The organism is Pseudomonas sp. LB3P58 (assembly GCF_054897895.1).
Window position 1 is genome coordinate 2,234,539 of the sequence record NZ_JBUBVE010000001.1, and the last position, 22,853, is coordinate 2,257,391.

General features: G+C 58.4%; 15 protein-coding genes. 2 read left to right on the forward strand and 13 right to left on the reverse strand.

The annotated features are described in order from the left end of the window. Positions 1 to 66: 66 nt before the first annotated feature. Complete coding sequence (locus ACYZTZ_RS10480; protein ID WP_007898282.1) at positions 67 to 342, reverse strand: peptidylprolyl isomerase; 276 nt, start codon at positions 340 to 342, stop codon at positions 67 to 69. 69 nt (positions 343 to 411) lie between these two features. Further along, entirely contained in the window at positions 412 to 2,949 is a 2,538-nt protein-coding gene (locus ACYZTZ_RS10485; RefSeq protein ID WP_461998121.1) for a hybrid sensor histidine kinase/response regulator, read from the reverse strand. A 120-nt stretch (positions 2,950 to 3,069) separates the two neighbouring features. On the opposite strand from ACYZTZ_RS10485, the gene ACYZTZ_RS10490 reads away from it, so the two are divergent. Then, on the forward strand, positions 3,070 to 4,179 hold the full coding sequence (locus tag ACYZTZ_RS10490) for a PilT/PilU family type 4a pilus ATPase (protein ID WP_461998122.1): 1,110 nt from the start codon (positions 3,070 to 3,072) through the stop codon (positions 4,177 to 4,179). 136 nt (positions 4,180 to 4,315) lie between these two features. Then, entirely contained in the window at positions 4,316 to 8,164 is a 3,849-nt protein-coding gene (locus ACYZTZ_RS10495) for a hypothetical protein (RefSeq protein ID WP_461998123.1), read from the forward strand. A gap of 19 nt (positions 8,165 to 8,183) precedes the next feature. Here the strand turns inward: ACYZTZ_RS10495 and ACYZTZ_RS10500 are convergent, their stop codons facing one another. From ACYZTZ_RS10500 to ACYZTZ_RS10550, 11 genes are all read right to left on the reverse strand, one after another. Next, complete coding sequence (locus ACYZTZ_RS10500) at positions 8,184 to 10,139, reverse strand: acetoacetate--CoA ligase (RefSeq protein WP_461998124.1); 1,956 nt, start codon at positions 10,137 to 10,139, stop codon at positions 8,184 to 8,186. Between the two features lie 86 nt (positions 10,140 to 10,225). After that, positions 10,226 to 10,999, reverse strand: a complete 774-nt coding sequence (gene hbdH / locus ACYZTZ_RS10505; protein ID WP_461998125.1) for a 3-hydroxybutyrate dehydrogenase — start codon at positions 10,997 to 10,999, stop codon at positions 10,226 to 10,228. A 7-nt stretch (positions 11,000 to 11,006) separates the two neighbouring features. Beyond that, on the reverse strand, positions 11,007 to 12,398 hold the full coding sequence (locus ACYZTZ_RS10510; protein WP_046048463.1) for a GntP family permease: 1,392 nt from the start codon (positions 12,396 to 12,398) through the stop codon (positions 11,007 to 11,009). 300 nt (positions 12,399 to 12,698) lie between these two features. Next, the gene (locus ACYZTZ_RS10515) at positions 12,699 to 14,114 is read right to left on the reverse strand and encodes a sigma-54 interaction domain-containing protein (protein ID WP_461998126.1); all 1,416 of its coding nucleotides are present in this window, start codon (positions 14,112 to 14,114) and stop codon (positions 12,699 to 12,701) included. Positions 14,115 to 14,241: 127 nt separating this feature from the next. Continuing rightward, positions 14,242 to 15,816, reverse strand: coding sequence for an ABC transporter ATP-binding protein (locus ACYZTZ_RS10520; protein WP_461998127.1), 1,575 nt, complete (start codon positions 15,814 to 15,816; stop codon positions 14,242 to 14,244). 14 nt (positions 15,817 to 15,830) lie between these two features. Then, positions 15,831 to 16,853 (reverse strand): ABC transporter permease, encoded by a 1,023-nt coding sequence (locus tag ACYZTZ_RS10525; protein ID WP_046048461.1) that lies wholly within the window; start codon positions 16,851 to 16,853, stop codon positions 15,831 to 15,833. Next, positions 16,853 to 17,914 (reverse strand): microcin C ABC transporter permease YejB, encoded by a 1,062-nt coding sequence (locus ACYZTZ_RS10530; RefSeq protein WP_461998128.1) that lies wholly within the window; start codon positions 17,912 to 17,914, stop codon positions 16,853 to 16,855. Before ACYZTZ_RS10530 ends, ACYZTZ_RS10525 begins: the two co-directional genes overlap by 1 nt. Continuing rightward, positions 17,914 to 19,782 (reverse strand): extracellular solute-binding protein, encoded by a 1,869-nt coding sequence (locus tag ACYZTZ_RS10535; protein WP_461998129.1) that lies wholly within the window; start codon positions 19,780 to 19,782, stop codon positions 17,914 to 17,916. Before ACYZTZ_RS10535 ends, ACYZTZ_RS10530 begins: the two co-directional genes overlap by 1 nt. Positions 19,783 to 19,917: 135 nt before the next feature. Further along, complete coding sequence (locus ACYZTZ_RS10540; RefSeq protein WP_056741530.1) at positions 19,918 to 20,199, reverse strand: peptidylprolyl isomerase; 282 nt, start codon at positions 20,197 to 20,199, stop codon at positions 19,918 to 19,920. Positions 20,200 to 20,307: 108 nt separating this feature from the next. Beyond that, entirely contained in the window at positions 20,308 to 21,189 is an 882-nt protein-coding gene (locus ACYZTZ_RS10545) for a lipase family alpha/beta hydrolase (RefSeq protein ID WP_461998130.1), read from the reverse strand. 289 nt (positions 21,190 to 21,478) lie between these two features. Further along, the gene (locus tag ACYZTZ_RS10550; protein ID WP_461998131.1) at positions 21,479 to 22,567 is read right to left on the reverse strand and encodes a 3-deoxy-7-phosphoheptulonate synthase; all 1,089 of its coding nucleotides are present in this window, start codon (positions 22,565 to 22,567) and stop codon (positions 21,479 to 21,481) included. Positions 22,568 to 22,853 lie beyond the last annotated feature (286 nt).

Genomic DNA, 22,853 nt, shown 5'->3' on the forward strand with positions numbered 1-22,853 from the left:
CTTGTGCACACTGCAGATCCAATGTGGGAGCGAGCTTGCTCGCGATGAGGCCCTCAAACCAACCCATTAATCCCGGTAAAACACCTGCACCAGGTGATAGCCAAACTTGCTCTTGATCGGCCCATGTACCACGCGCAACGGTTTTTTGAAGATCACGGCATCGATGACCCCGACCATTTGCCCGGGCCGCACCTCACCCAGGTCGCCGCCGCGCTTGCCGGACGGGCAGGTGGAATACTTTTTGGCGAGCACATCGAAGGCTTCGCCCTTGGCGATGCGTTGTTTGAGCTGTTCGGCTTCTTCCGAGGTTTTCACCAGAATATGGCGGGCTTGAGCTTTCATTGGGGCAGGTACCTTGCAACGGTGGTGGCTATGTTGGTGCCAGCGGGGGGCGCGCGATTATGCCTTAACTCAGTCCGGTTGGCCGATCATCGCGCGAATCTTGTTGGCCAACAGGTCAATGGAAAAGGGCTTGGCCACCATGTCCATGCCTTCCTCCAGGAAGCCCTGGCGTTCGGCGGCTTTTTCCGCGTAACCGGTCATGAACAGCACTTTGAGCTCGGGGCGGTGCTGGCGCGCAATCTCCGCCAGTTGCCGACCGTTCATCCCCGGCAGACCGACATCGGTGACCAGCAAATCGATCCGCAGGTCGGATTCCAGCAGGGGCAGGGCGGTCTTCGCATCTTCGGCTTCATGGGCGTGGTAACCCAACTCTTTGAGCAGGTCGAGCACCAGCATGCGCACCGCGGGGTCATCCTCCACCAACACCACGGTTTCACCGGCAATCGCGGCCGGCGTCTCGCTGGTGACAGGCTTCAGGATGTTTTCGGGCTCTGCGGCGTGCAGCCGCGGCAGGTACAGACGGACGCTGGTGCCCTGTCCCGGCAAGCTGAACAGGCTGACATGCCCGCCCGACTGCTGGGCAAAACCATAAATCATCGACAGCCCTAGACCGGTGCCCTGGCCGATGGGTTTGGTGGTGAAGAACGGGTCGAAAGCCTTGGCCAGCACCGACGGTGTCATGCCGGTACCGTTGTCGCTGACGGCAATCATCAGATAATCCCCGGCCTTGACCGGTTCCAGGGTGTTGATGTCACTGCTGTCGAGATAAACGTTGGCGGTTTCGATCCGCAACTCGCCGCCATCGGGCATGGCGTCCCGGGCATTGATCACCAGATTGAGCAGGGCGTTTTCCAGCTGGCTGACGTCGGTGCTGACCGGCCAGACGTCATCGGCCAATTGCAGTTTGAGCTCGATGTGGTCGCCCTTGGTCCGGCTGAGCAGATCTTCCAGGGAATGGATCAGATCATTGGCGTTCAGCGGCTTGCGGTCCAGTGACTGACGCCGGGAAAACGCCAGCAGGCGATGGGTCAGGGCGGCGGCGCGGTTGGCCGAGGACACGGCCGCCTCGGTGAAACGGCCCACCTCGGCGGCGCGTCCGTCGGCGATGTAGCGCTGCATCAAGTCGAGGCTGCCGATGATCCCGGTGAGCATATTGTTGAAGTCATGGGCGATGCCGCCGGTGAGCTGGCCGAGCGCTTCCATCTTCTGCGCATGCCGCAACGCCTCTTCGGCGCGCTCGCGTTCGAACATCTCGTTCTGCAGTCGCTGGTTGGCTTCAGCCAATTGCTGGGTGCGGGCGGCAACTCGTTCCTCAAGGGTCTCGTTGAGGTTGCGCAGGGCTTCTTCGGTCTGTTTACGCTCGGTTTCGTCAATCACAAAGATATAGAAACCATTGACCGCACCATCCGCGCCGTGGCGCGGCAAGTAGTTCATCAGGGCATGGCGGATGCTTCCGTCACGGTGCGGGGTGCGGATGCTGAAACAACAAGGCTTGCCGGACAGCGCCTGGGCGATGTATTCGGCGCGCAAGGCATAGGCTTCGTCACCCAGTACTTCACGGATGGTTTTGCCAAAGAGCTCCTGGGGCGTCAGCCCGTACCAGTCGAGGTAGGCCGCATTGTTCAGGCGAAAGCGTTCCTCGCTGTCCACGTAGCTGATCAGGATCGGCATGGCGTTGATGATCAGTTGCAGCTCGGTCTGACTTTGCCGCAAGGCTTGTTCCGTGTGTTTACGTTCGGTCAGGTCCAGGGCGGCGCCGAGGAAGCGGATCGGCCGGCCATGGTGGTCCTTGTAGCAACGACCCCGGGCAAACACCCAGCGCAGCTGACCGTCGGCTTGCAGCAGGCGATATTCCTCGGCGTACTCGGTGCCGTGGGTGATGGAGTGTTTGATGCTGCGGGCGACCATGGCGCGGTCTTGCGGGTGCACCCCCTGAAGGTAGGCGCTGATGGGCAACTGATTGGCGAGCAGCGGGTCGATACCGTGTAACTGGGCGAAGTGGGTGTCGGCAATGAAGCGGTCTTCGTTTATGTCCCAGTCCCAGGTGCCAACGGCGTCGGTGGCGGCGAGGGCCAGTTGCAGACGCTCTTCGGTTTCGTGCTGGGCCTTGAGGCTGGCGGCCGAACGCTGTTCGAGTTCGAGGGCGATGCGTCGGCGCTCGTTGGTTTCGATGGCGGTGACCAGAATCCCGGCGACCTGGGCGCTTTCATCGCGGATGGGGCTGTAGGTCAGGTCCAGCCAGAAGTCGGAATCATGGCCATTACGCTGCAAGGTGAAGCGCTGTTCGCTGTAGGTCCGTACCTGTCCTTGTAGGACTGCGCTGTAAATGGGGTCGGTAAAGTCTTTTAACTCTGGCCAGATCAGGTGTGTCGGCTGTCCGAATGCGTGTGGATGCTTGCTGCCGGCCAGCAGGGCGAAGCCGTCGTTGTAGATCTGCGTGAGCTGCGGCCCCCACAGCAACAGCATGGGCATCGGCGAATGAATCACGATATCCACGGCGGTTCGCAGGCTTTGCGGCCAGGTACTGGCAGCGCCCAGCGGGCTGCGTCTCCAGTCCAGTCGGGCAATCAAGGCCTGGGCATCGCTGCCGGTCGGTGATGCGTTCATCAAGATGTCCTGCATTTAAGTCGGTGTAGCGGTGTCAACTATCCTTGTACCGCAGTAGACGCTGTATGACCCTTTTTGGGTCATTTTTATTCATTGAATGCTTCGCGGGTGCTTTTTGCCATGGAAATCGATGCACTGTTAAGGCTCCTGGCCAGCCAGAATGGCTCCGATCTTTATCTGTCTACCGGTGCGCCACCCAGCGCACGGTTCGAGGGTGTGCTTAGACCCTTGGCCGATCAGCCGTTCAAACCGGGTGGAATTGCGGCCGTTGCCGCGTCCATCATGGACGCCGAACAGCGTCTGGAGTTCGATCGGGAACTGGAGATGAACCTGGCCATCTCTTTGCCAGGTGTCGGGCGCTTTCGGGTCAATATCTTTAAACAACGCAACGATGTGTCAATCGTGGCGCGCAACATCAAGCTCGACATTCCGCGTTTCGAAGACCTCAAACTGCCGCCGGTGCTCCTCGAAACGGTGATGCTCAAACAAGGACTGATGCTGTTCGTCGGCGCTACCAACTCGGGCAAGTCAACCTCGCTGGCGGCATTGATCGACTACCGCAATCGCCACAGCAGTGGCCACATCATCACCATCGAGGACCCGGTCGAGTACATCCATCGGCACAAGAAGTCGATCATCAACCAGCGCGAGGTCGGCGTCGATACCCGCAGTTTTCACGCGGCATTGAAAAATACCCTGCGCCAGGCACCGGACGTGGTGCTGATCGGCGAAATCCGTGACCGCGAGACGATGGAGCACGCGCTGGGGTTTGCCGATACCGGCCATCTGGTTATCTCCACCCTGCATGCCCACAACGCCAATCAGGCGCTGGACCGGATTATCAACTTCTTCCCCGAAGAACGGCGGACGCAACTCCTGCATGATCTGGGCAACAACCTCAAGGCCTTCGTTTCCCAGCGATTAGTGTGTACCCGCGACGGTCAGCGACGGGCGGCAGTGGAAGTGATGCTCGGGACGCCGACCATTGGCGACCTGATTCGGCGCAATGAATTGGGCGAGTTAAAGGGCATTATGGAAAAGTCCGCCCAACTGGGTATGCAGACCTTCGACGGGGCACTGTTTGCATTAGTGATGGAAGGTGTGATCAGCGAAGACGAAGCCCTCAAAAACGCCGACTCTGTCAATAATCTAAAACGTCGACTTAAATTTCATAACGACGGCGCATCTACCCCCGATTCATCTTTTGGGGAGTGGGGGTTGATGGAGTGATTGTTGTTTTTGTCCGTGTGTCAGTTGCCGGGCTCTGAAATTCCATTTAATGGTTTTTGGCTGGTTTGTTTTGCGCTGGAAAGTAAGACTTCATTCCCGCTGCATTGTCAGTCATTTAAATCTATGAGGTGGTATTGTGTGTGCTGTATTGAAAAGTAAAATTTCTTATTCGTCTGTTACCGCTACAGAAGAATCACAACGTCGTTTAAAGGCAGATAAAGCAGAGCGGCAACAGGTATTGGAGTTGTTAAAGGAGGCCTTGGAAAATCAATCAGAAGAAGAGCCGTTTACATGGCAAGGGTATGAGTTTGGGTTAGAAGAGGGGTCCTCGCTTTATGAAATTCATATGCCTGGGCGCGTTATATGGCATAAGTTAGCCGAAAATTTATTCGTGTTTGATGCGCTTCACGAAAATAGACCCAAGGATTCGGATTCGATTCGGGTGACTGCAAATGGCACGATAGAGCTGTACAAGGATGCATCACAGCGCTGGGAAGAAATCGATGTTAATGCGCATGAATTAACAGGTGTCCCCGGTAAACTCAGGGATCTTGGGGATATCGCCAAGCAAGCCGGTGGCTTTATAGTCGCGATAGACTGTGTGGATGTTGATCAATGGCTCAGGTTTCATGACTTGCATGTGCCGACGGACGCTGCGCAAACCAAAAATATGATTGATGTTCTTGAGTTTGATCCAGCCGTCGACGATCTGGGCAACTATTGGAGCCAACTTGTTGCTGATGACCCGTCGTTAGCCGTATTGTCGGCTGAGCAACGTGCAGCTATTCGGCAGGCCACTGTCAAACTTGTAGGTGCGAACGAAAGACTGTTGGACAAGCTCTATCGCGAAACAGGTCGCGCCGTTCTGACGCACGACGCCGCCGAACGTATCGTTCAGTTGGTCAAGCATCCGGTGGCCCAGGCCTGCGCCAGGACACTCCTGGAGGAGTTGGACTGGTTCGGCGCGCAATCCGGGCAAGACGCCTCTGCACAGGATCTTGCGCAACTGTTGATAACGGCCATTTTGCTGGAACTGGATCCGTTCATTGGTAGCGCTCAAATTCGAAAGAGTATCGCCGGGCTCAATTTGTATGCACCGACCAATGTCGAGAGGCATTCGTCGGTCGTGCGCAAGGAGCTGGAAACCGTTCTACACACCAAAGGCTGGGTGAATCCTGTCTTGGCCCCGTTGGCATCGCACCTGCTGCTGGCGGAAATCGCGCCAGAATTTCTGGTCAAGGGTGTCCCGTCGTCGCTGATGATGGGCTCGGTTGGTTGGGTGTCCTTCTGCCGCGGGGTAGTGCTGGCGGAGGCGGTCAGGAAAGGGGCTTCTCGTGTGATGACGCATGCGCAAATCATGGCGTATGCCGATCTGGAGCCTGTCAGTGAACCGCTGAAATATCTGCGGGATCTGGCAATGATCGATCCAATCGTTGACTGGGCGCTGATCAACGGTGTGGTGACCACGCAGGAACTCACTCAAGCGGAAAAGGAGACCACTGAACGGGCAATAACTGTGTTTCAGGAGTACGCGGAAAACTTCACGCACCTTGCCCGCGCATACTCCTGCTCCATGCCAAGCAGAGAAGACATTGCAAGGGCGGCGGTAAACAAAGCCGCGCCTGATTGTGATTTCCTGGAAGAAAAAATTATCTATCAACAGCCAGGCCTATATGCCTCACCTACCGCCATGTCCATGGTCGAGTTGCATATGTCCGGTGATTTGGTGACTGGCAATTGGGATCTACGTGCTGTTTTTCCCGACAACCACATTTCCACGATGCCCGATTTAAACGCAGCTATTACTGGTTACAAAAGGCCAACTTTTTATGATCCATCCATCGTCAGCATTTACAGCCGCTATCCGAATTTGCGGCGACTGGCGCCCAATGATCATGAGTTTCACCTCCAGTTGCGGAATTATCTCGGGAATTTGAATAGTGCGGTGGCCACCAATGTGAAGTTGGCCCTTTCACACATGCTTCCCTTTGATCTGGAAACCTTTCTGAAAGGTAAGATCACTTTCTTTACCCTTCGCAGTGCGGTGGTAGAGACATCTTCCATGCCTTTGGGGGGGCCGTTGAGGCGTGAAACAGACTACGAAACCCAACAAAACAAAGATGCAGTCACAGGGCGATTTGGCATTGTGATGTACGCTTCTCATGGAAGCACTTTTGCATGCTATGAACTGTTTACCTTGCGTGGAGAACTACGTAGAAACAGCACGCTGGGTGCGCTGATAACCAGAGCAGGAAAATTGCAGGGCGCCGCCAGAACGGATTTCAACGGTGACCTTAATGCGAAGGTGGCACCGATGCCTCCGGAATCTTTACCGATCACTCTTCATGAATACACTCACGGTTTTTCAGAAGCCGATTCTGCCAACAATATGGCGATTATTGAAAAGCTGGGTGAACTTCCCGCACCTGCTACGTCGACGTTGCGGCAGCAGAGTATTTTTAAAAATTTTGATAATCCGCAAATTATCCGGATCGCCGAGTTCATCGTAAACAATCGTCCGATAATAACGTTTGATGAGTTTAAAGAAGTCGCTACCGTGCCAACAAAGCTTGAACGCCAGCGCAAGATGGGAGAAGAAACGGCGAAGTATATTGTTGATCTGGTAGTTCCCTTTAAAAAGTGCATCGAGGATCTATCTTCCGGGGAGCACGATAAGATGGTCGATGGGGTGTATGGCTGCGTTATGGATGCCATCGCATTGGGTGGGGCGTTTGTGGGGGCTGGCGCCAAAGCGCTGAGCATCTCGTCCAAGGCAATCTCTTTGACATCCAAAGCCGCCCGCCTGACCAAGCTCGCTTTCGCGACGTCAGTTTCCATCTTCAACCCTGTGGATGGCGTGCCAACCGCGTTGTTCGGAGTCGGGAAACTCGTCCACAAGGGGGCGCTACGCTTTAACAGGCAGGCTCAAGAGGTCCTCGGACTGGCGCAATCCCAGTTGCGCAAACTCAATGGCAGTCATAAAACCTACGACCTCGTCCGCGCAGCCAAAAGTGCCGATACCAGCGGACAGGGTACCTGGCGGCCCCTTGGTGCTACCGGTGAAACGTTCATAGTCGTGGCGGCGCGTAACAACCGTCAATGGTATGCCCTTGATAGATTAGGCAAGCCCTGGGGCCCAAAGCTAAGTAACTTCACCTTTACGGCACCCGTCCGGTTGCCGCGCTCCGTTAAGACATTGCCCGTCAGCTACACCCGACAGTTCATTGAGCAAAGCTTGCCGCTGGCGCGTACAAAAATCGACAACGCGATCAATGTCTTGACCCGTCATGACTTCACGAAGGAACGCGACGCAATCATCAAGGTACTGATGGGAAACAACTCGAGCGATGCATTCGAACGGTTGTTGAACTATCTGAGATTGGTCAGGGCGGACTTTGCAGGTCTTTCCATCAGTAACATTTTTCTCGATCCGCTAAAGGATACCCACCACATTGCCGCTTTCGACCCGAACGCTTTCCAACAATGGAAAGGTGCAACAGACAAATCCGCCACGACGTTCATCGAAATCTATACGCCCAATATCAACAGGCGCTTTATCGGTCTGGGTTTCAACCATGACGTCGTTGCAGACGACTTGATTCATGAGCTGTTCCACGGTACTTCACAGACTGATGATGTCAGCTATGCCAGCGATGCGGGACGCAATGGCGAAAGAGGGCAGTTGCTGGATGTGGCTGCGCTGCTGAACCTGGCGTCGGGACGTCTGCCGGTTACGGATGAGGGCCGTGCCTGTCACGCCAGTTCCAAAGCCTTTGAAAATGCTGACTCACTGGCTGTGACCACCTCGCTGCTGAGCCAGCTGTATACGGACAAGGGTAGTTATGAACTCAATATGTCCACCCTGCGTGGCGCGCTCGAAGCAAACCCCGGTAGCGCGATTGACGAGCCGGTTCTGATCACTCTGAACAACTCTATTGCGCCGAAACCTGCCAGTGGAAGGCACCCAGGTTCGCACATGGATTAACACACACCTGCATGATCGTTTAAGTGTCGAGTTCCGGCCGATCCCGAAATTGCTCAAGCGCTTCGGGATTGGCCAAGGCATCAGTGTTTTTTACTTTCTCACCGTGCACCACGTTGCGCACCGCCAGTTCCACGATTTTGCCGCTGATGGTGCGCGGTATATCGGTCACCGCGACAATCTTCGCCGGCACATGCCGCGGTGTGGTGTTGGCGCGGATGACCTGGCGAATCTGTTGTTGCAGCGCTTCGTCCAGTTCGACGCCCTCGCGCAACCGCACGAACAGCACCACCCGCACGTCATCCTGCCACTGCTGACCAATGGCCACGCTGTCCAGCACTTGCGGGACTTTCTCCACCTGGCGGTAGATTTCCGCGGTGCCGATGCGCACGCCGCCGGGGTTGAGCACGGCGTCGGAGCGTCCGTGGATCATCATCCCGCCATGGGGCAATTGTTCAGCGTAATCGCCTTGGGCCCAGACCCCGGGGAACTGACTGAAATACGAGGCGCGGAGCTTTTCCTGCTGAGGATCATTCCAGAACCCGATGGGGATTGCCGGGAAGTGCCGGGTGCACACCAGCTCACCTTTTTCGCCGATCACCGGCTGGCCGTTGTCGTTCCAGACTTCCACCGCCATGCCCAGGCTTTTGCCTTGTATCTCGCCACGGTGTACCGGTTGCAGCGGATTGCTGTTCACAAAACATGAAACGATGTCGGTGCCGCCGGACATCGAGGCCAGGCACAGGTCAGCCTTGAAATCGCGGTAGACGTAGTCGTAACTCTGCGGCGACAACGCGGAGCCGGTGCAGAGCAGGGTTTTGAGGCTGCTCAGGTCATGGCTTTCGCGAGGTTTGATGCCGCTGCTTTCCAGGGTCGCAAGGTACTTGGGGCTGGTGCCGAAGACACTGATGCATTCGTCGTCAATCAGGTCGATCAGGCGCTCGGAGGCGGGATGAAACGGCGAGCCATCGTACAGCACCACTGCGCTGTCCACGGCCAGCGCCGAGACCAGCCAGTTCCACATCATCCAGCCACAAGTGGTGTAGTAGAACAACCGGTCGCCGGGGCCGAGGTCGCAATGCAGTCCATGTTCCTTGACGTGTTGTAGCAACACACCGCCGGTGCTGTGAATGATGCATTTCGGCACGCCGGTGGTGCCGCTGGAATAGAGGATGTACAGCGGATGCGCGAAGGGCACCGGGACGAAATCCGGTTCGCCACCCACGTCGTAGAAATCATCCCAGAGCGTCACGTTGGCTCGGGTGTGGAAATGTTCGATGCGCGCTTGCGGTCGGGCGTAAGGCACGACAATCAACTGATGCAAGGACGGCAAGCGTTCAAGGATTTCATTGACCTTGGCGGTCTGGTCGATGTCCTTGCCGGCATAGCGGTAACCGGCGCAGGTGATCAGCACTTTGGGCTCGATCTGGCCGAAACGGTCGATTACGCCCTGGGTGCCGAAGTCCGGTGAGGAGCAGGACCAGATCGCTCCCAAACTGGTGGTGCCGAGCATCGCCACGAGGGTTTGCCAGGTATTGGGCATGCACGCCGCGACGCGGTCACCGAGGCCGACACCGGCGGCTTTCAAGCTGTTCTGAAACCCGGCGACATGCTCGGCCAGTTCTGCCCAGGTCAGGTGTTCACGCTGGCCGTTCTCGCCGATGGCAATGACCGCTACGGCATCGTCGCGACGGCGCATCAGGTGTTCGGCGAAGTTCAAGGTAGCGCCGGGAAACCATTGGGCGCTGGGCATTTGCGCGCCCTCCACCAGCACAGCGTCCGGTTGATCGTGGAAACGGATGTCGAAGAAATCGACGATGGCCTGCCAGAACGCTTCACGCTGATCGATGGACCATTGATGCAGGGCAGGGTAGTCGTCGACGTGGAGGTTGTGTCGCTGATTGATGAAGCGCCGGAAAGCCTCCATGCGGGTCTTGCCGATGCGCTTGGCGCTGGGTTGCCAGAGGATGTCGGACATGGCTTGCCTCTTCTTGTTGTTCTCTCGTTCAGATCGTTCCCACGCGGACGGTTCGACGCCTCGACGTGGGAACGATCATCGGTGGGTTACTGCGCCAACCACCCACCATCGATATTCCACGCCGCGCCACGCACCTGGCTACCGGCCTCACTGCACAAAAACAGTACCAGTTCGCCCAATTGTGGCGGCGTCACAAACTCCAGCGACGGCTGCTTCTCGGCCAGCAAATCATGCTGCGCCTGCTGCGGGTCGATCCCTTTGGCGATGCGGTCATCAATCTGCTTCTGCACCAAGGGCGTCAGTACCCAGCCTGGGCAGATGGCGTTGCAGGTGACGTTGGTGGTCGCCGTTTCCAGGCCCACCACCTTGGTCAAGCCGATGACGCCATGCTTGGCCGCGACATAAGCCGCCTTGCCCACCGAGCCGACCTGACCGTGCACCGAGGCGATGTTGATGATCCGTCCCCAGCCCTTGGCGCGCATGCCTGGCAGGCTCAAGCGGGTGCTGTGGAATACCGACGACAGGTTGATCGCAATGATCGAATCCCAGCGCTCCACCGGGAAATCCTCCACCGGCGCCACATGCTGAATACCGGCGTTGTTGACCAGGATGTCCACACCGCCGAACTCACGCTCGGCGTAGGCAATCATATCGGCGATCTGCGCCGGGTCGCTGACGTCGGCCGGGTGATGGCCAACCTTGCCACCGAATTGCTCCACCTCGGCAATCACCTTGGACGCATCACCGAAACCGTTGAGGATCAGATTGGCGCCAGCCTTGGCCAGGCTGAGGGCAATGCCCAGGCCGATGCCGCTGGTGGAACCGGTGACCAGTGCAGTCTTGCCCGAAAGAGTCGTCATGAATACCTCACACAATGCCAGTGGCGTAGAAAGTACCGATCACCACAAAAACCGCCAGGGTCTTGATCAGCGTAATACAGAAAATGTCTTTGTAGGCTTCGCGGTGGGTCAGGCCGGTGACCGCCAGCAAGGTGATCACCGCGCCGTTGTGCGGCAGGGTGTCCATGCCGCCACTGGCCATCGCGGCCACCCGGTGCAGCACTTCCAGCGGAATGTTTGCCGCATGGGCCGCTGCGATGAAGTCATTGGCCATGGCCGCCAGCGCAATGCTCATACCGCCCGACGCAGAACCGGTGATGCCGGCCAGCAGGGTCACGGTGATCGCTTCGTTGACCAGCGGATTGGGAATGCTTTTGAGCCAGTCGGCCAGCACCAGGAAGCCCGGCAAGGAGGCGATCACCGCACCGAAACCGTACTCCGACGCGGTGTTCATCGCCGCCAGCAACGAACCGCTGACCGCACTTCTACTGCCCTCGGCCAACTTGCCGCGAATCGCCTGGAAGCCGAACACCAGTACCATGATGATGCCGACCAGCAAGGCTGCCTGAACTGCCCAGATCGCCGTGAGTTTGGCGATGTCGGTGGTCACCGGCGCGGCCATGCCCGGCAGCGCGAGGCTGTGGGTCTTGCCGTACCACTGCGGAATCCACTGGGTAAACAGCAGGTTCATGATGCCGACGGCCAGCAGCGGCGACACGGCGATCCACGGATTGGGCAGTTTGATGTCGGCAGCGGTTTCCGGCTCGTTGCGCAGATCGGTGCCATACCCTTCACCGGCGTGCTGGGCCTTGTTGCGCTGGCGCTGCAGAAACAGCATGCCGGCGCAGACCACGAAGATCGCGCCGATCAAGCCCAGCCAGGGCGCGGCCCAGGCGGTGGTGTTGAAGAAGGTGCTGGGGATGATGTTCTGGATTTGCGGGGTGCCGGGCAGGGCGTCCATCGTGAACGAGAAGGCACCGAGGGCGATGGTCGCCGGGATGAGTCGTTTGGGAATATTGCTCTGGCGGAACATTTCAGCAGCAAACGGGTAGACCGCGAACACCACTACGAACAGCGACACGCCGCCGTAAGTCAGCAGGGCGCAGACCAGTACGATCACCAGCATCGCCTGACTCGTGCCGAGGAGGCGAATCGCCGCTGCGACGATGGAGCGCGAAAAGCCCGACAGCTCGATCAGCTTGCCGAACACTGCACCGAGCAGGAACACCGGGAAATACAGTTTGATGAAGCCGACCATTTTCTCCATGAACACCCCGGTGAAAGCGGGGGCGACAGCGGAAGGGTCGGTGAGCAGAACGGCGCCGAGGGCGGCAATCGGGGCAAAGAGGATAACGCTGTAGCCACGGTAAGCCGCGAGCATTAGCAGCGTGAGAGCTGCCAAGGCAATGATCACACTCATGGTGTGTCTCCTGGATTGTTATTTTTTTAGGGTGGATCTTGGTGGGAGAAGGCTTTAGCGAGTTTCGTGCCAGACACGCAAGCTGTTGAAATATAAGGATATATGTAGGATTTTTGAGTTGAGTTTCAGCTGGGTGTCTCTAGTTTGAGACTTGTGTCGGTAATGCCGGCCTCATCGCGAGCAAGCTCGCTCCCACATTTGACCGCATTCTTGCGCGCAACTCAGTCAACCTGTGGGAGCGAGCTTGCTCCGGGCGGCGTTCCGACGATGTTCTGTCTACAAGTGGAGATATATGTCTCGTTATAGAGACTCTGCAATCCCCAGAGCCACCATTTTCTTGTACAACGTCGACCGCCCCAGCCCCAACCGCGCCGCCGCTTCAACAACCTTCCCGCCGCATTGCACGAGGGTGGCCTCAATCAGCTGCCGATCAAACCGCTCTCGAGCCTCACTGAAAGTCTCATGCGCAACCGGCTCAATCGTTACAGGCGCCACGCGCTCTACCGGTGTGAACGTACCAATCGCCGCGCGGATATCTGCGGCATTCAGCATCAGGTCATCACTGAGCAGTGCGGCGCGTTCGAGTACGTTGCGCAGTTCACGAATATTCCCCGGCCAGGCATGTTGTCCCAGCAGTTCCAGCGCTTCGCGGTTCAATTCGTGCTGACTGCGCAGTTCTTCCAAAATGGCTTCACTGAGAGCCGGAAGATCGTCGAGTCGATCACGCAGCGGTGGGACCTGGATCGGCAGCACATTGAGGCGGTAATACAGATCGGCGCGAAATTCACCGCGTTTGATCGCCGCTTCCAAATCCGTGGAGGTCGCGGCAATCACCCGCACATCGCTCTGGATCACTTCGTTGGAACCCACCGGCTCGAATTCTTTCTCCTGCAGTACCCGCAGCAATTTGCTTTGCAGTGGCAACGGCATGTCACCGATTTCATCGAGAAACAGTGTGCCGCCCTGGGCAATCTGCAACTTGCCGGTGCGACCCTTGCGATCAGCACCGGTAAACGCGCCGGGCGCGGTGCCGAAGAATTCCGCCTCCAGCAACGATTCGGGAATCGCCGCGCTGTTGATGCTGACGAAGGCTTTGTGCGCGCGCGGCGAAGCGCCGTGGATCGCCTGGGCCAGCAACTCTTTGCCGGTGCCGGTTTCACCGAGCAGCAACACCGGGGATTCCGCGCTGGCACTGCGTCGGGCGCGGCGTTTGACTTCGAGGCTGGCGGCGCTGGTGCCGATGAAGTGGGCGAAGTTGTACTTGGTCTGCCGCGCTCGCAACAGCGAGCGGGTGGACGCCAGTTCTTCCTGCATGCTCATGTAGCGCTTGAGCATCGGCGAGAGACTGCGCAACTCGTCGAACAGCGCAAACCCGATGGCGCCGATCACCACGCCGGCGTCGTCGTGAATCGGCAGGCGCATCACCACCAGTGGTTCTTTGGGGGTGTCCTGCATGTCGAGCAAGATCGGCCGACCGGTGCGCACCACCTCGCGCAACAGACTGCCGGGGATCACGCTTTCGCAGGCCTTGCCGATCGCCACTTCCGCCGATTCCAGGCCGAAGCGTCGGGCATAGCGCTCGTTCATCCAGACGATGTTCGCATCGCGGTCGACAATCACCGTGCCTTCGCTGGACTGCTCGATGATCTCGAACAATGAACGTATCGCCAGCAGGCGAACGCGCTGGTAGTCCTTGAGGCTTTCGGTGGTGTTCATAAACACAGATCCTGAATGTGTATTGCTTGTGCGGGCCTAATCGCGAGCAGGCTCGCTCCCACAGTTTGAAATGCATTCCAATGTGGGAGTGAGCCTGCTCGCGAAGGCCGCGCCGCGGTTTTAAGTCTTAACCCGGATGCGCCGCCGCCAACAGCTCTTTGGTATACGGATGCTGCGGCGAATCGAATACGTCGTGGCTGGCACCGCTTTCCACGACTTTGCCGTCCTTGATCACGATCATGTCGTGAGCCAGGGCACGGACCACTGCCAGGTCGTGGCTGATGAACAGGTAGGTCAGGCCGTGTTTTTCCTGTAGCTGGCGGAGCAGGGCGACCACTTGTTTTTGCACCGTGCGATCCAGTGCCGAGGTCGGTTCGTCCAGCAGGATCAGCGCCGGTTTCAACACCAGCGCCCGGGCGATGGCGATGCGTTGGCGTTGGCCGCCGGAAAACTCGTGCGGGTAGCGATGACGGCTTTGCGGGTCGAGGCCGACTTCCTCCAGTGCCCGAATCACTTCGGCTTTGCATTCGTCAGCCGTCAACTGGCTATGGACTTCAAGGCCTTCGCTGATGATCTGCGCCACGGACATCCGCGGGCTGAGGCTGCCGAAGGGGTCCTGGAACACCACCTGCATTTTTTTGCGCCACGGCCGCAGCTGTTTCTGCGTCAGGCCGTCCAGCGCCTCACCCTGAAAGCGAATGCTGCCTTCGGAGTCGAGCAAACGCAGGATTGCTTGACCCAGCGTCGACTTGCCGGAGCCGGATTCGCCCACAATGCCCAGCGTCTTGCCGCGTTGAATGTTCAGGCTGATGCCGTCCACGGCCTTCAGGTAAGTCTTGCGCTGAAACAGCCCGCCACTGAGGGCGAACTGCACCCGCAAGTCATCTACCTCAAGCACGTTCTCGCGCTCGTCCCGGGGCAGCGCTTCACCTTCCGGTTCGGCATTCAGCAAGACGCAGCTGTAAGGATGTTTCGGTTCGGTAAACAAGGTTTCGCAAGGTGCCTGTTCGACGATTTCTCCGGCCTTCATCACGCAGACTCGTTGGGCAATGCTGCGCACCAGATTGAGGTCGTGGCTGATCAGCAGCAGCGACATGCCGAGACGCTGTTGCAGGGATTTGAGCAGCAGCAGGATCTTGCGCTGCACTGTCACGTCGAGCGCTGTGGTCGGCTCGTCGGCGATCAGCAGCTCCGGTTCGCAGGCCAGGGCCATGGCGATCATCACCCGTTGCCGCTGGCCACCGGACAATTGATGGGGGTAGGCCTTGAGCCGCTCTTTGGGCTTCTGAATACCGACCAGATGCAGCAACTCGAGTATCCGTGCTTGCGCCGCTTTACCGGCCAGGCCCTTGTGCAGCAACAGGGTTTCGCCGATCTGCTTTTCGATGCTGTGCAGCGGATTAAGCGAGGTCATCGGCTCCTGGAAGATCATCGCGATGCGGTTACCCCGCAGTTCTCGCAGCACCTTGGACGAAGCGCCGACCAGCTCCCGGCCACGATAGCGGATACTGCCCGTGGTTTCGGTGCCGGTCTCGGGCAGCAGTTGCAGGATCGAGTGAGCGGTCACCGATTTGCCGCAGCCCGACTCGCCCACCAGTGCCAGGCATTCACCGGGGCGGATGTCCAGGCACAGATTGCGCACCACGGTCTGGCCACTGAAGGCGATGCGCAGGTCACGGATTTCGATCAGGTTGTTACTCATATCGGTAGTCCGCATCACGATCGGGGATCAAAGGCATCACGCAACGCCTCGCCAATAAACACCAATAAAGAAAGAATCAGCGCCAGGGTAAAAAATGCCGTCAATCCCAACCACGGCGCTTGCAGGTTCTGCTTGCCTTGACCGATCAACTCGCCCAGCGATGCACTGCCGGCAGGCATGCCGAAACCGAGGAAGTCCAACGCGGTGAGGGTGGAGATCGCTCCGGTCAGAATGAACGGCAGGTAGCTCAGGGTCGCGTTCATCGCGTTGGGCAGGATGTGGCGGACGATGACTTTGCGGTCGGTCAGGCCCAGCGCACGGGCGGCTTTGACGTATTCCAGGTTGCGTCCGCGCAGGAATTCGGCGCGCACCACGTCCACCAGGGCCAGCCAGGAAAACAGCGCCATGATCCCCAGCAGCCACCAGAAATTAGGCTCGACGAAACCCGACAGGATGATCAGCAGATACAGCACCGGCAGCCCCGACCAAACCTCCAGCAACCGTTGACCGATCAGGTCGACCCAGCCGCCGTAGTAGCCTTGCAGGGCACCGGCAGCGATGCCGATCAGTGCACTGACAAACGTCAGCATCAAGGCAAACAGGATCGACACCCGCGCCCCGAAAATCACTCGGGCCAACACGTCCCGCGCCTGATCGTCGGTGCCCAGCCAGTTGACCTTCGTCGGAGGGCTGGGCGCGGGTTGGTTGAGGTCATAGTTCGGCGTGTCGTCGCTGAAGGGGATTGGCGGGAACAACATCCAGCCACCGTCCTGGTGAATCAGCTTTTGCACATAATCGCTGCGGTAGTCCGCCTGGAACGGCAACTGCCCGCCAAATTCCTGCTCGGTATGACGCTTCAGGGCCGGGAAGTAGAGGGAGCCCTGGTAGCTGACGATCAGCGGTTTGTCGTTGGCGATCAGCTCACCACCGAGGGTCAACAGGAACAGGCCGACAAACAGCCACAGCGACCACCAGCCGCGACGGTTTTTCTTGAAACGCTCGAAACGACGACGACCTAACGGCGAGAGCTTGAACATCAGGCGCTCCTCGAGGCGAAGTCGATACGCGGGTCGACGAGGGTGTAGCAGAGGTCACCGACAATTTTTATCAAGAGTCCGAACAGCGTGAAGATGAACAGCGAACCGAATACCACCGGATAGTCCCGGGAAACCGCGGCCTCGTAACTCATGCGACCCAGTCCGTCGAGGGAGAAGATCACTTCGATCAACAGGGAGCCGGCGAAAAATACGCTGATAAACGCCTGGGGAATCCCCGAGACCACCAGCAGCATGGCGTTGCGAAACACGTGACCGTAGAGCACTCGGCGTTCGCTCAGACCCTTGGCACGGGCGGTGACCACGTACTGGCGCGTGATTTCATTGAGGAAGGAGTTCTTGGTCAGAATGGTCAGCGTGGCGAACCCGCCGATCACCAGCGCGGTCACCGGCAATACCAGGTGCCAGAAGTAATCAGCGATTTTGCCCACGGTCGACAGCGATTCGAAATTGTCCGAGACCAGCCCGCGCACCGGGAACCAGTTCAGCGAGGTACCGCCGGCGAAGACTACGATCAGGAACATCGCGAACAGGAACGCCGGCATGGCATAGCCGATGACGATCGCGGTGCTGCTCCAGATATCGAAATGGCTGCCGTGGTGCACGGCCTTGCGGATGCCCAAAGGAATCGACACCAGGTAGGTGATCAGCGTCGCCCAGAGCCCAAGGGAAATGGTCACCGGCATTTTTTCCAGGATCAGGTCGGTGACGGTCGCGCCACGGAAAAAGCTCTTGCCGAAGTCCAGGCGCGCGTAGCTGGTGAGCATCAACCACAGGCGTTCGTGCGCTGGTTTATCGAAGCCGTATTGCTTTTCGATGTCCTTGATCAGTTGCGGGTCGAGGCCGCGACTGGATCGGGAGGTGCCGGACATGCGTTCGCCGGAACCGCCGCCGACACTCGCGCCGCCGATGCCTTGCAAGTGCGCGATGGCCTGTTCCACCGGGCCGCCCGGCGCGGCCTGGACGATGATGAAGTTGACCAGAAGAATGATCACCAGCGTCGGAATGATCAGCAGCAGACGCCGTAGTATGTAAGCCCACATCAGTGCGGCCCTCCGGGTTTGCCACGGCTGATTTGCTCAGCGGTCATCTGTTGGTTGGTCAGTGGCGTGGTGCTGATTTCCCACCAGCTCTCGATGGCTTCGTCATTGCTCGCTTGCTCGTTGGGCCTGCCGAAACGATTCCACCACACGGTGGAGCTGCCCGGCGGGTAATAGTTGGGAATCCAGTAGTAGTTCCATTGCAGCACCCGGTCCAGCGCGTGGGCGTAGTGCAGCATTTCGGGTTGGGTGGTGGCGCGAACCAGCCCGGTGATCAGTGTGTCGACCGCCTGATTTTTCAACACCATGTAGTTATTGGCGCCAGGGTCGTTGGCCGAGACCGAGCCGAAGTAATTGAGCAGTTCACCCCCGGGCGACGTCGTGACCGGGTAGCCGGTGACGATCATGTCGTAATCGCGGCTCATCAGGCGATTCACGTATTGGGACGAGTCGATGCGGCGGATGTTCATGTCGATGCCGATCTGTTTCAGGGTGCGCTTATAAGGCAGCAGCAATCGGTCCATGCCGTTCTGGCTGACCAGGAAAGTGAAACTCAATGACTTGCCTTCGGCGTTGACCAGTTGATCGCCATCGGGTTTCCAGCCGGCCTGTTCGAGCAAATCGAGTGCCTGCAACTGTTTGTCGCGTATCACGCCACTGCCATCGGTTTTCGGTGCCTGGAAAACCTGGGTGAACACCTCGTCGGGGATCTGCCCGCGCAGTGGTTCGAGAATCGCCAGTTCGCCGGCGTCCGGCAGGTGTCGGGCGGCGAGGTCGGTGTTGGAAAAGTAACTCTGCTGGCGGATGTACATATCGCGCATCATCTGCCGGTTGCTCCACTCGAAATCCCAGAGCATGGCCAGTGCCTGACGCACTCGACGGTCCTGGAACAGCGGGTTTTGCAGGTTGAACACAAAGCCCTGAGCCGTTTGGGGCGCTTGCGTTGCCAGGTGCGCCTTTTGCAATCGCCCGTCACTCAGGGCCGGGCTGTCGTAGCCAATGGAGTAAGCGGTGGCGGAGAATTCTCGGTTGTAGTCGTAGGCTCCGCCGCGCAGGACCTGACGGGCGACGTCGGTATCGCCGAAGTACTCGATGCTGAAACGATCGAAGTTGTAGAGGCCGCGGCTGACTGGTAAATCCTTGCCCCACCAATCGGCATTGCGCTCGAAGGTGATACTGCGACCGGAGTCGACCTTGCTCACCCTGTAAGGACCGCTGCCCAGCGGTGGCTCGTAACCGCCACCATTGGCGAAGTCGCGAGTCTTCCACCAATGCTCGGGAAGCACCGGCAAGGTCGCGATATCGAGGGGCAGGGTACGGTTTTCATTACTTTTCAAGTCGAACCGAACCGTTAGAGGTGATTCCACTTCGACGCCTTTGACGTCGGCAAATTGGGTGCGATAACGCAGGCTGCCCTGAGTCATCAACAGGTCGAAGGTGTAACGAACGTCTTCGGCCGTGATCGGTTTGCCGTCCGCGAAACGGGCCTTGGGGTTCAGATAGAAGCGCAGAAACAAACCGTCGTCCGAGCGCTCCATCTTCTGAGCCACCAGGCCGTACACGGTGTAAGGCTCGTCCAGCGAACGCTGGGCGAGGGGCGAGTAAAGCAGGCCGTCGATCTGTGTGACGCCAATGCCTTTATCGATGTAGGGCAACATATGATCGAAATGACCGATTTCGACAGCCGAGCGGCGCATCGTGCCACCCTTGGGGGCTTGCGGGTTTGTGTAGGCAAAATGACTAAAGCCAGCAGAATACTTCGCCGGTTCACCGTACACGGTCAACGCATGTTGCGGTGCTGCATTCACACCGGTGACGCTCAACAACAGGGCCACGGCCGTGAACAATAAAGTAGGGAAAGCCAGTCGCATTGTCAGCCTTAGAGCCGGGTGGTCAATAACCGCAATTTGTACGCTAGCGGCGCGTCCCTCGCCACTCGTATCACGTATCCGAAACACAACGGCCCACCAAAAGGCGGGCCGTTGAGCAGAAAACTTAAGACTTGATCAGTCCTGACGGCTGGTCACTTCCAGCAGGTGGTAACCGAACTGGGTCTTGACCGGGCCTTGCACCACGTTGATCGGTGCGCTGAAGACCACGGCGTCGAATTCCTTGACCATCTGGCCTGGACCGAACGAACCCAGATCACCGCCCTGGCGGCTGGACGGGCAAGTGGAGTTGGCTTTGGCGACTTCGGCGAAATCAGCGCCGCCTTCGATCTGGGTTTTCAATTCGTTGCACTTGGCTTCGCTGGCAACGAGGATGTGACGGGCAGTGGCTTTAGCCATGGTGAAATACTCCTTTCAATGTTCAGTAAAGTGCGGAGCCTACCGGATTCAGTGGTCTATTTCTTCTCAAAGTTCCGTACAGACTATGCAGGCCGGTACGGTATTCCTTTATAGGCCTGCATTTCTCAGGCGCTCCGCATGCTGCACATACAGGTCAATCGGGTCGATGCCCTTGCGCAGCGGACCGGCAGTCTGGCTGAGGCTGTCCAGATGATCCAGCGGGTAGTCGGAGCGGATGACTTTGCCCAAGTGGGAGCTGTAGCGGCCAACCAGGCCATCGTTCTGCTCGGGCTCGGTGGTGAAGTATCGGGAAAAGGCGCGGAGGAACCCGTGCAACGGACTCAGAGCATCAAGCCCTTTGTCGAGGATGTCGCCCTGCAGGGTGCCGCTCCAGGAGTAGTAACGTACGCCGTCGACCCGTTCGCGACCCTTGCCACACCAGGTTTTCGGCAATCCCTGGGGGTATTTGTCATTGAACGCGCCTACACCTTCGGTGGTCAGGGCATTCAGCGCGGCGATGGCGTTCTGCGGCAGGTGACGGTGGCCGCTGAGCAACGATAGAAAGTCTGCAAACAACGTTGCAACCGTCTCGGCGACGTGTTCCGGCAGGCGCCCGGGTGTCAGCGCCTTGCGCAAGAAGTCAGCCAGTTCCGAGCCGTGATTCGGTCCGCTGACGGACGTCACCGAAGCGATTGCTTCCGGCGCTGTCGCTGCCGCATAACGTGCAGCGAGTGCGCCTTGGCTGTGGCCGATCAGGTTGACTTTGTTTGCACCGGTTCCCTCCAGTACCCGTTCGATCTGCGCCAGAAGTTGGTCGCCTCGAACTTCATTGCTATGGGTAGCCGACACGTACGGGATAAACACTCTTGCGCCTGCACTCCTGAGCGCCTGCTTGACGTCATGAAAGAGTTCGATCTTGCCGATGCGATCGAAGCCGAAGAGCCCGTGGACCAACAGGATCGGATACTGAGTAGTTGCATTCCGTAGCATGTTCTTTCCTTTTTCGCAGTCGTTCAGAGGTGTGTTGATGGGCTCACTCTAAAGCACACCCGCTGTTCGGCGTTGTATGAAAAAGCCGCTGTAACCTGATGAAAACGGAATAGAAAACGTACGAAAGTTCGAAAGTAGATGAGGTCTTGTTCGGAATATTTGGACATCTTTTTATCTGTAACAGAGCGTTTTCCTGCGATGGCCTACTCAGGGAACACCCTTTGCCTGTTAATCGTGTCTCGATTCCGACGTCCAGTCCTCAATGGGAGGACTGGACGATGGGTGTGGCTCACGCCGATTGTTGATCCCTGCTCTGCGCTCTGAGCCGATCGGCGGCCTGGCGCAACAACAATTCCGTCCCGCTCCAGCCAAGGCAGCCGTCCGTGACTGACACGCCGTAACGCATTGACGGGCTCAGCGGTTGGCAGCCTTCGAACAGGTGACTCTCGATCATCATGCCGATCAGTGATCGATCACCTTGCAGGCGCTGTTCAAGCACATCGTTAAACACCGCTGGCTGACGCAACGGGTCTTTGCCGCTGTTGGCATGGCTGCAGTCGACCATGATCCGGGCCGGGATCTTCAGTTTGGTCAAATCGCTGTTCACCCGGGCGACGCTGTCGCGGTCGTAGTTCGGCCCACGGTGTCCGCCACGCAGCACCAGGTGGGTGTCGGGATTGCCCGGCGTCTGAATGATTGCCGGATGACCCTGGCTGTCGACACCGAAATGGCGATGCGGATGGGCAGCAGAGCGCATGGCGTCGCTGGCCACACCGACACCACCATCGGTGCCGTTCTTGAAGCCGACCGGCATGCTCAGGCCGCTGGCCATTTCCCGATGGATCTGCGATTCGGTGGTGCGAGCGCCAATGGCGACCCAGCTCAGCAGATCGTCGAAGTAGCCGGCAGCCATCGGTTGCAGCAGTTCGGTGGCAATCGGCAGTCCCAGACGGAGCATTTCGCGCATCAACTCGCGGGACAGCGTCAAGCCGCCGGCCATGTCGTCGCTGCCATCCAGGTGTGGATCGTAGGCCAGGCCTTTCCAGCCGATGGTGGTGCGGGGTTTTTCGACGTAGGCGCGCATCACCAGCAGCATTTCATCGCTGACGTCGGCGGCGAGGCGGGCGAGGTTGCCGGCGTATTCGAGGGCGGACTGAGGATCGTGAATCGAGCAGGGGCCAACGATGACCAGCAGACGGGAGTCTTCACCGTTGAGGATCGCGCGAACCGCTTGGCGGTGGGCGGCGACTTGCTGGGTCAGGGCGTTGCTGAGTGGCAGTTGCTGTTTGAGTTGCAATGAGCTGGGCAGACGCAGGGTCAGCGCTTCATTGGCAGGGCTCAAGGTGGACAGCGGCAGAGCAGAGACGGACGAGTTCATATTCGGGCTTCCTGGGCTGGCGGCGGGTTCGTTCCCGCGCGCTCGGCCCTACTGGGGTGTTCGACAATTGGCCGGATTGGCTGCGTGTGTGTGCTTGCCACCTGTGGGTGACCGATCGGAGGCGGCAGGCTGTCCCGAGCGGAGGCTGCTAAATCGCCAGGCGGTAAAACTGTCGTAACGGTAATAAGTGGCGTAGTTCATTGTTGAATCCTCTGGTTGTCTGGTGTGTCGCTAAAAATGTGCGGGGCTGAAAAAACAAAACCCCCGGTCGGGAAGCCGACCGGGG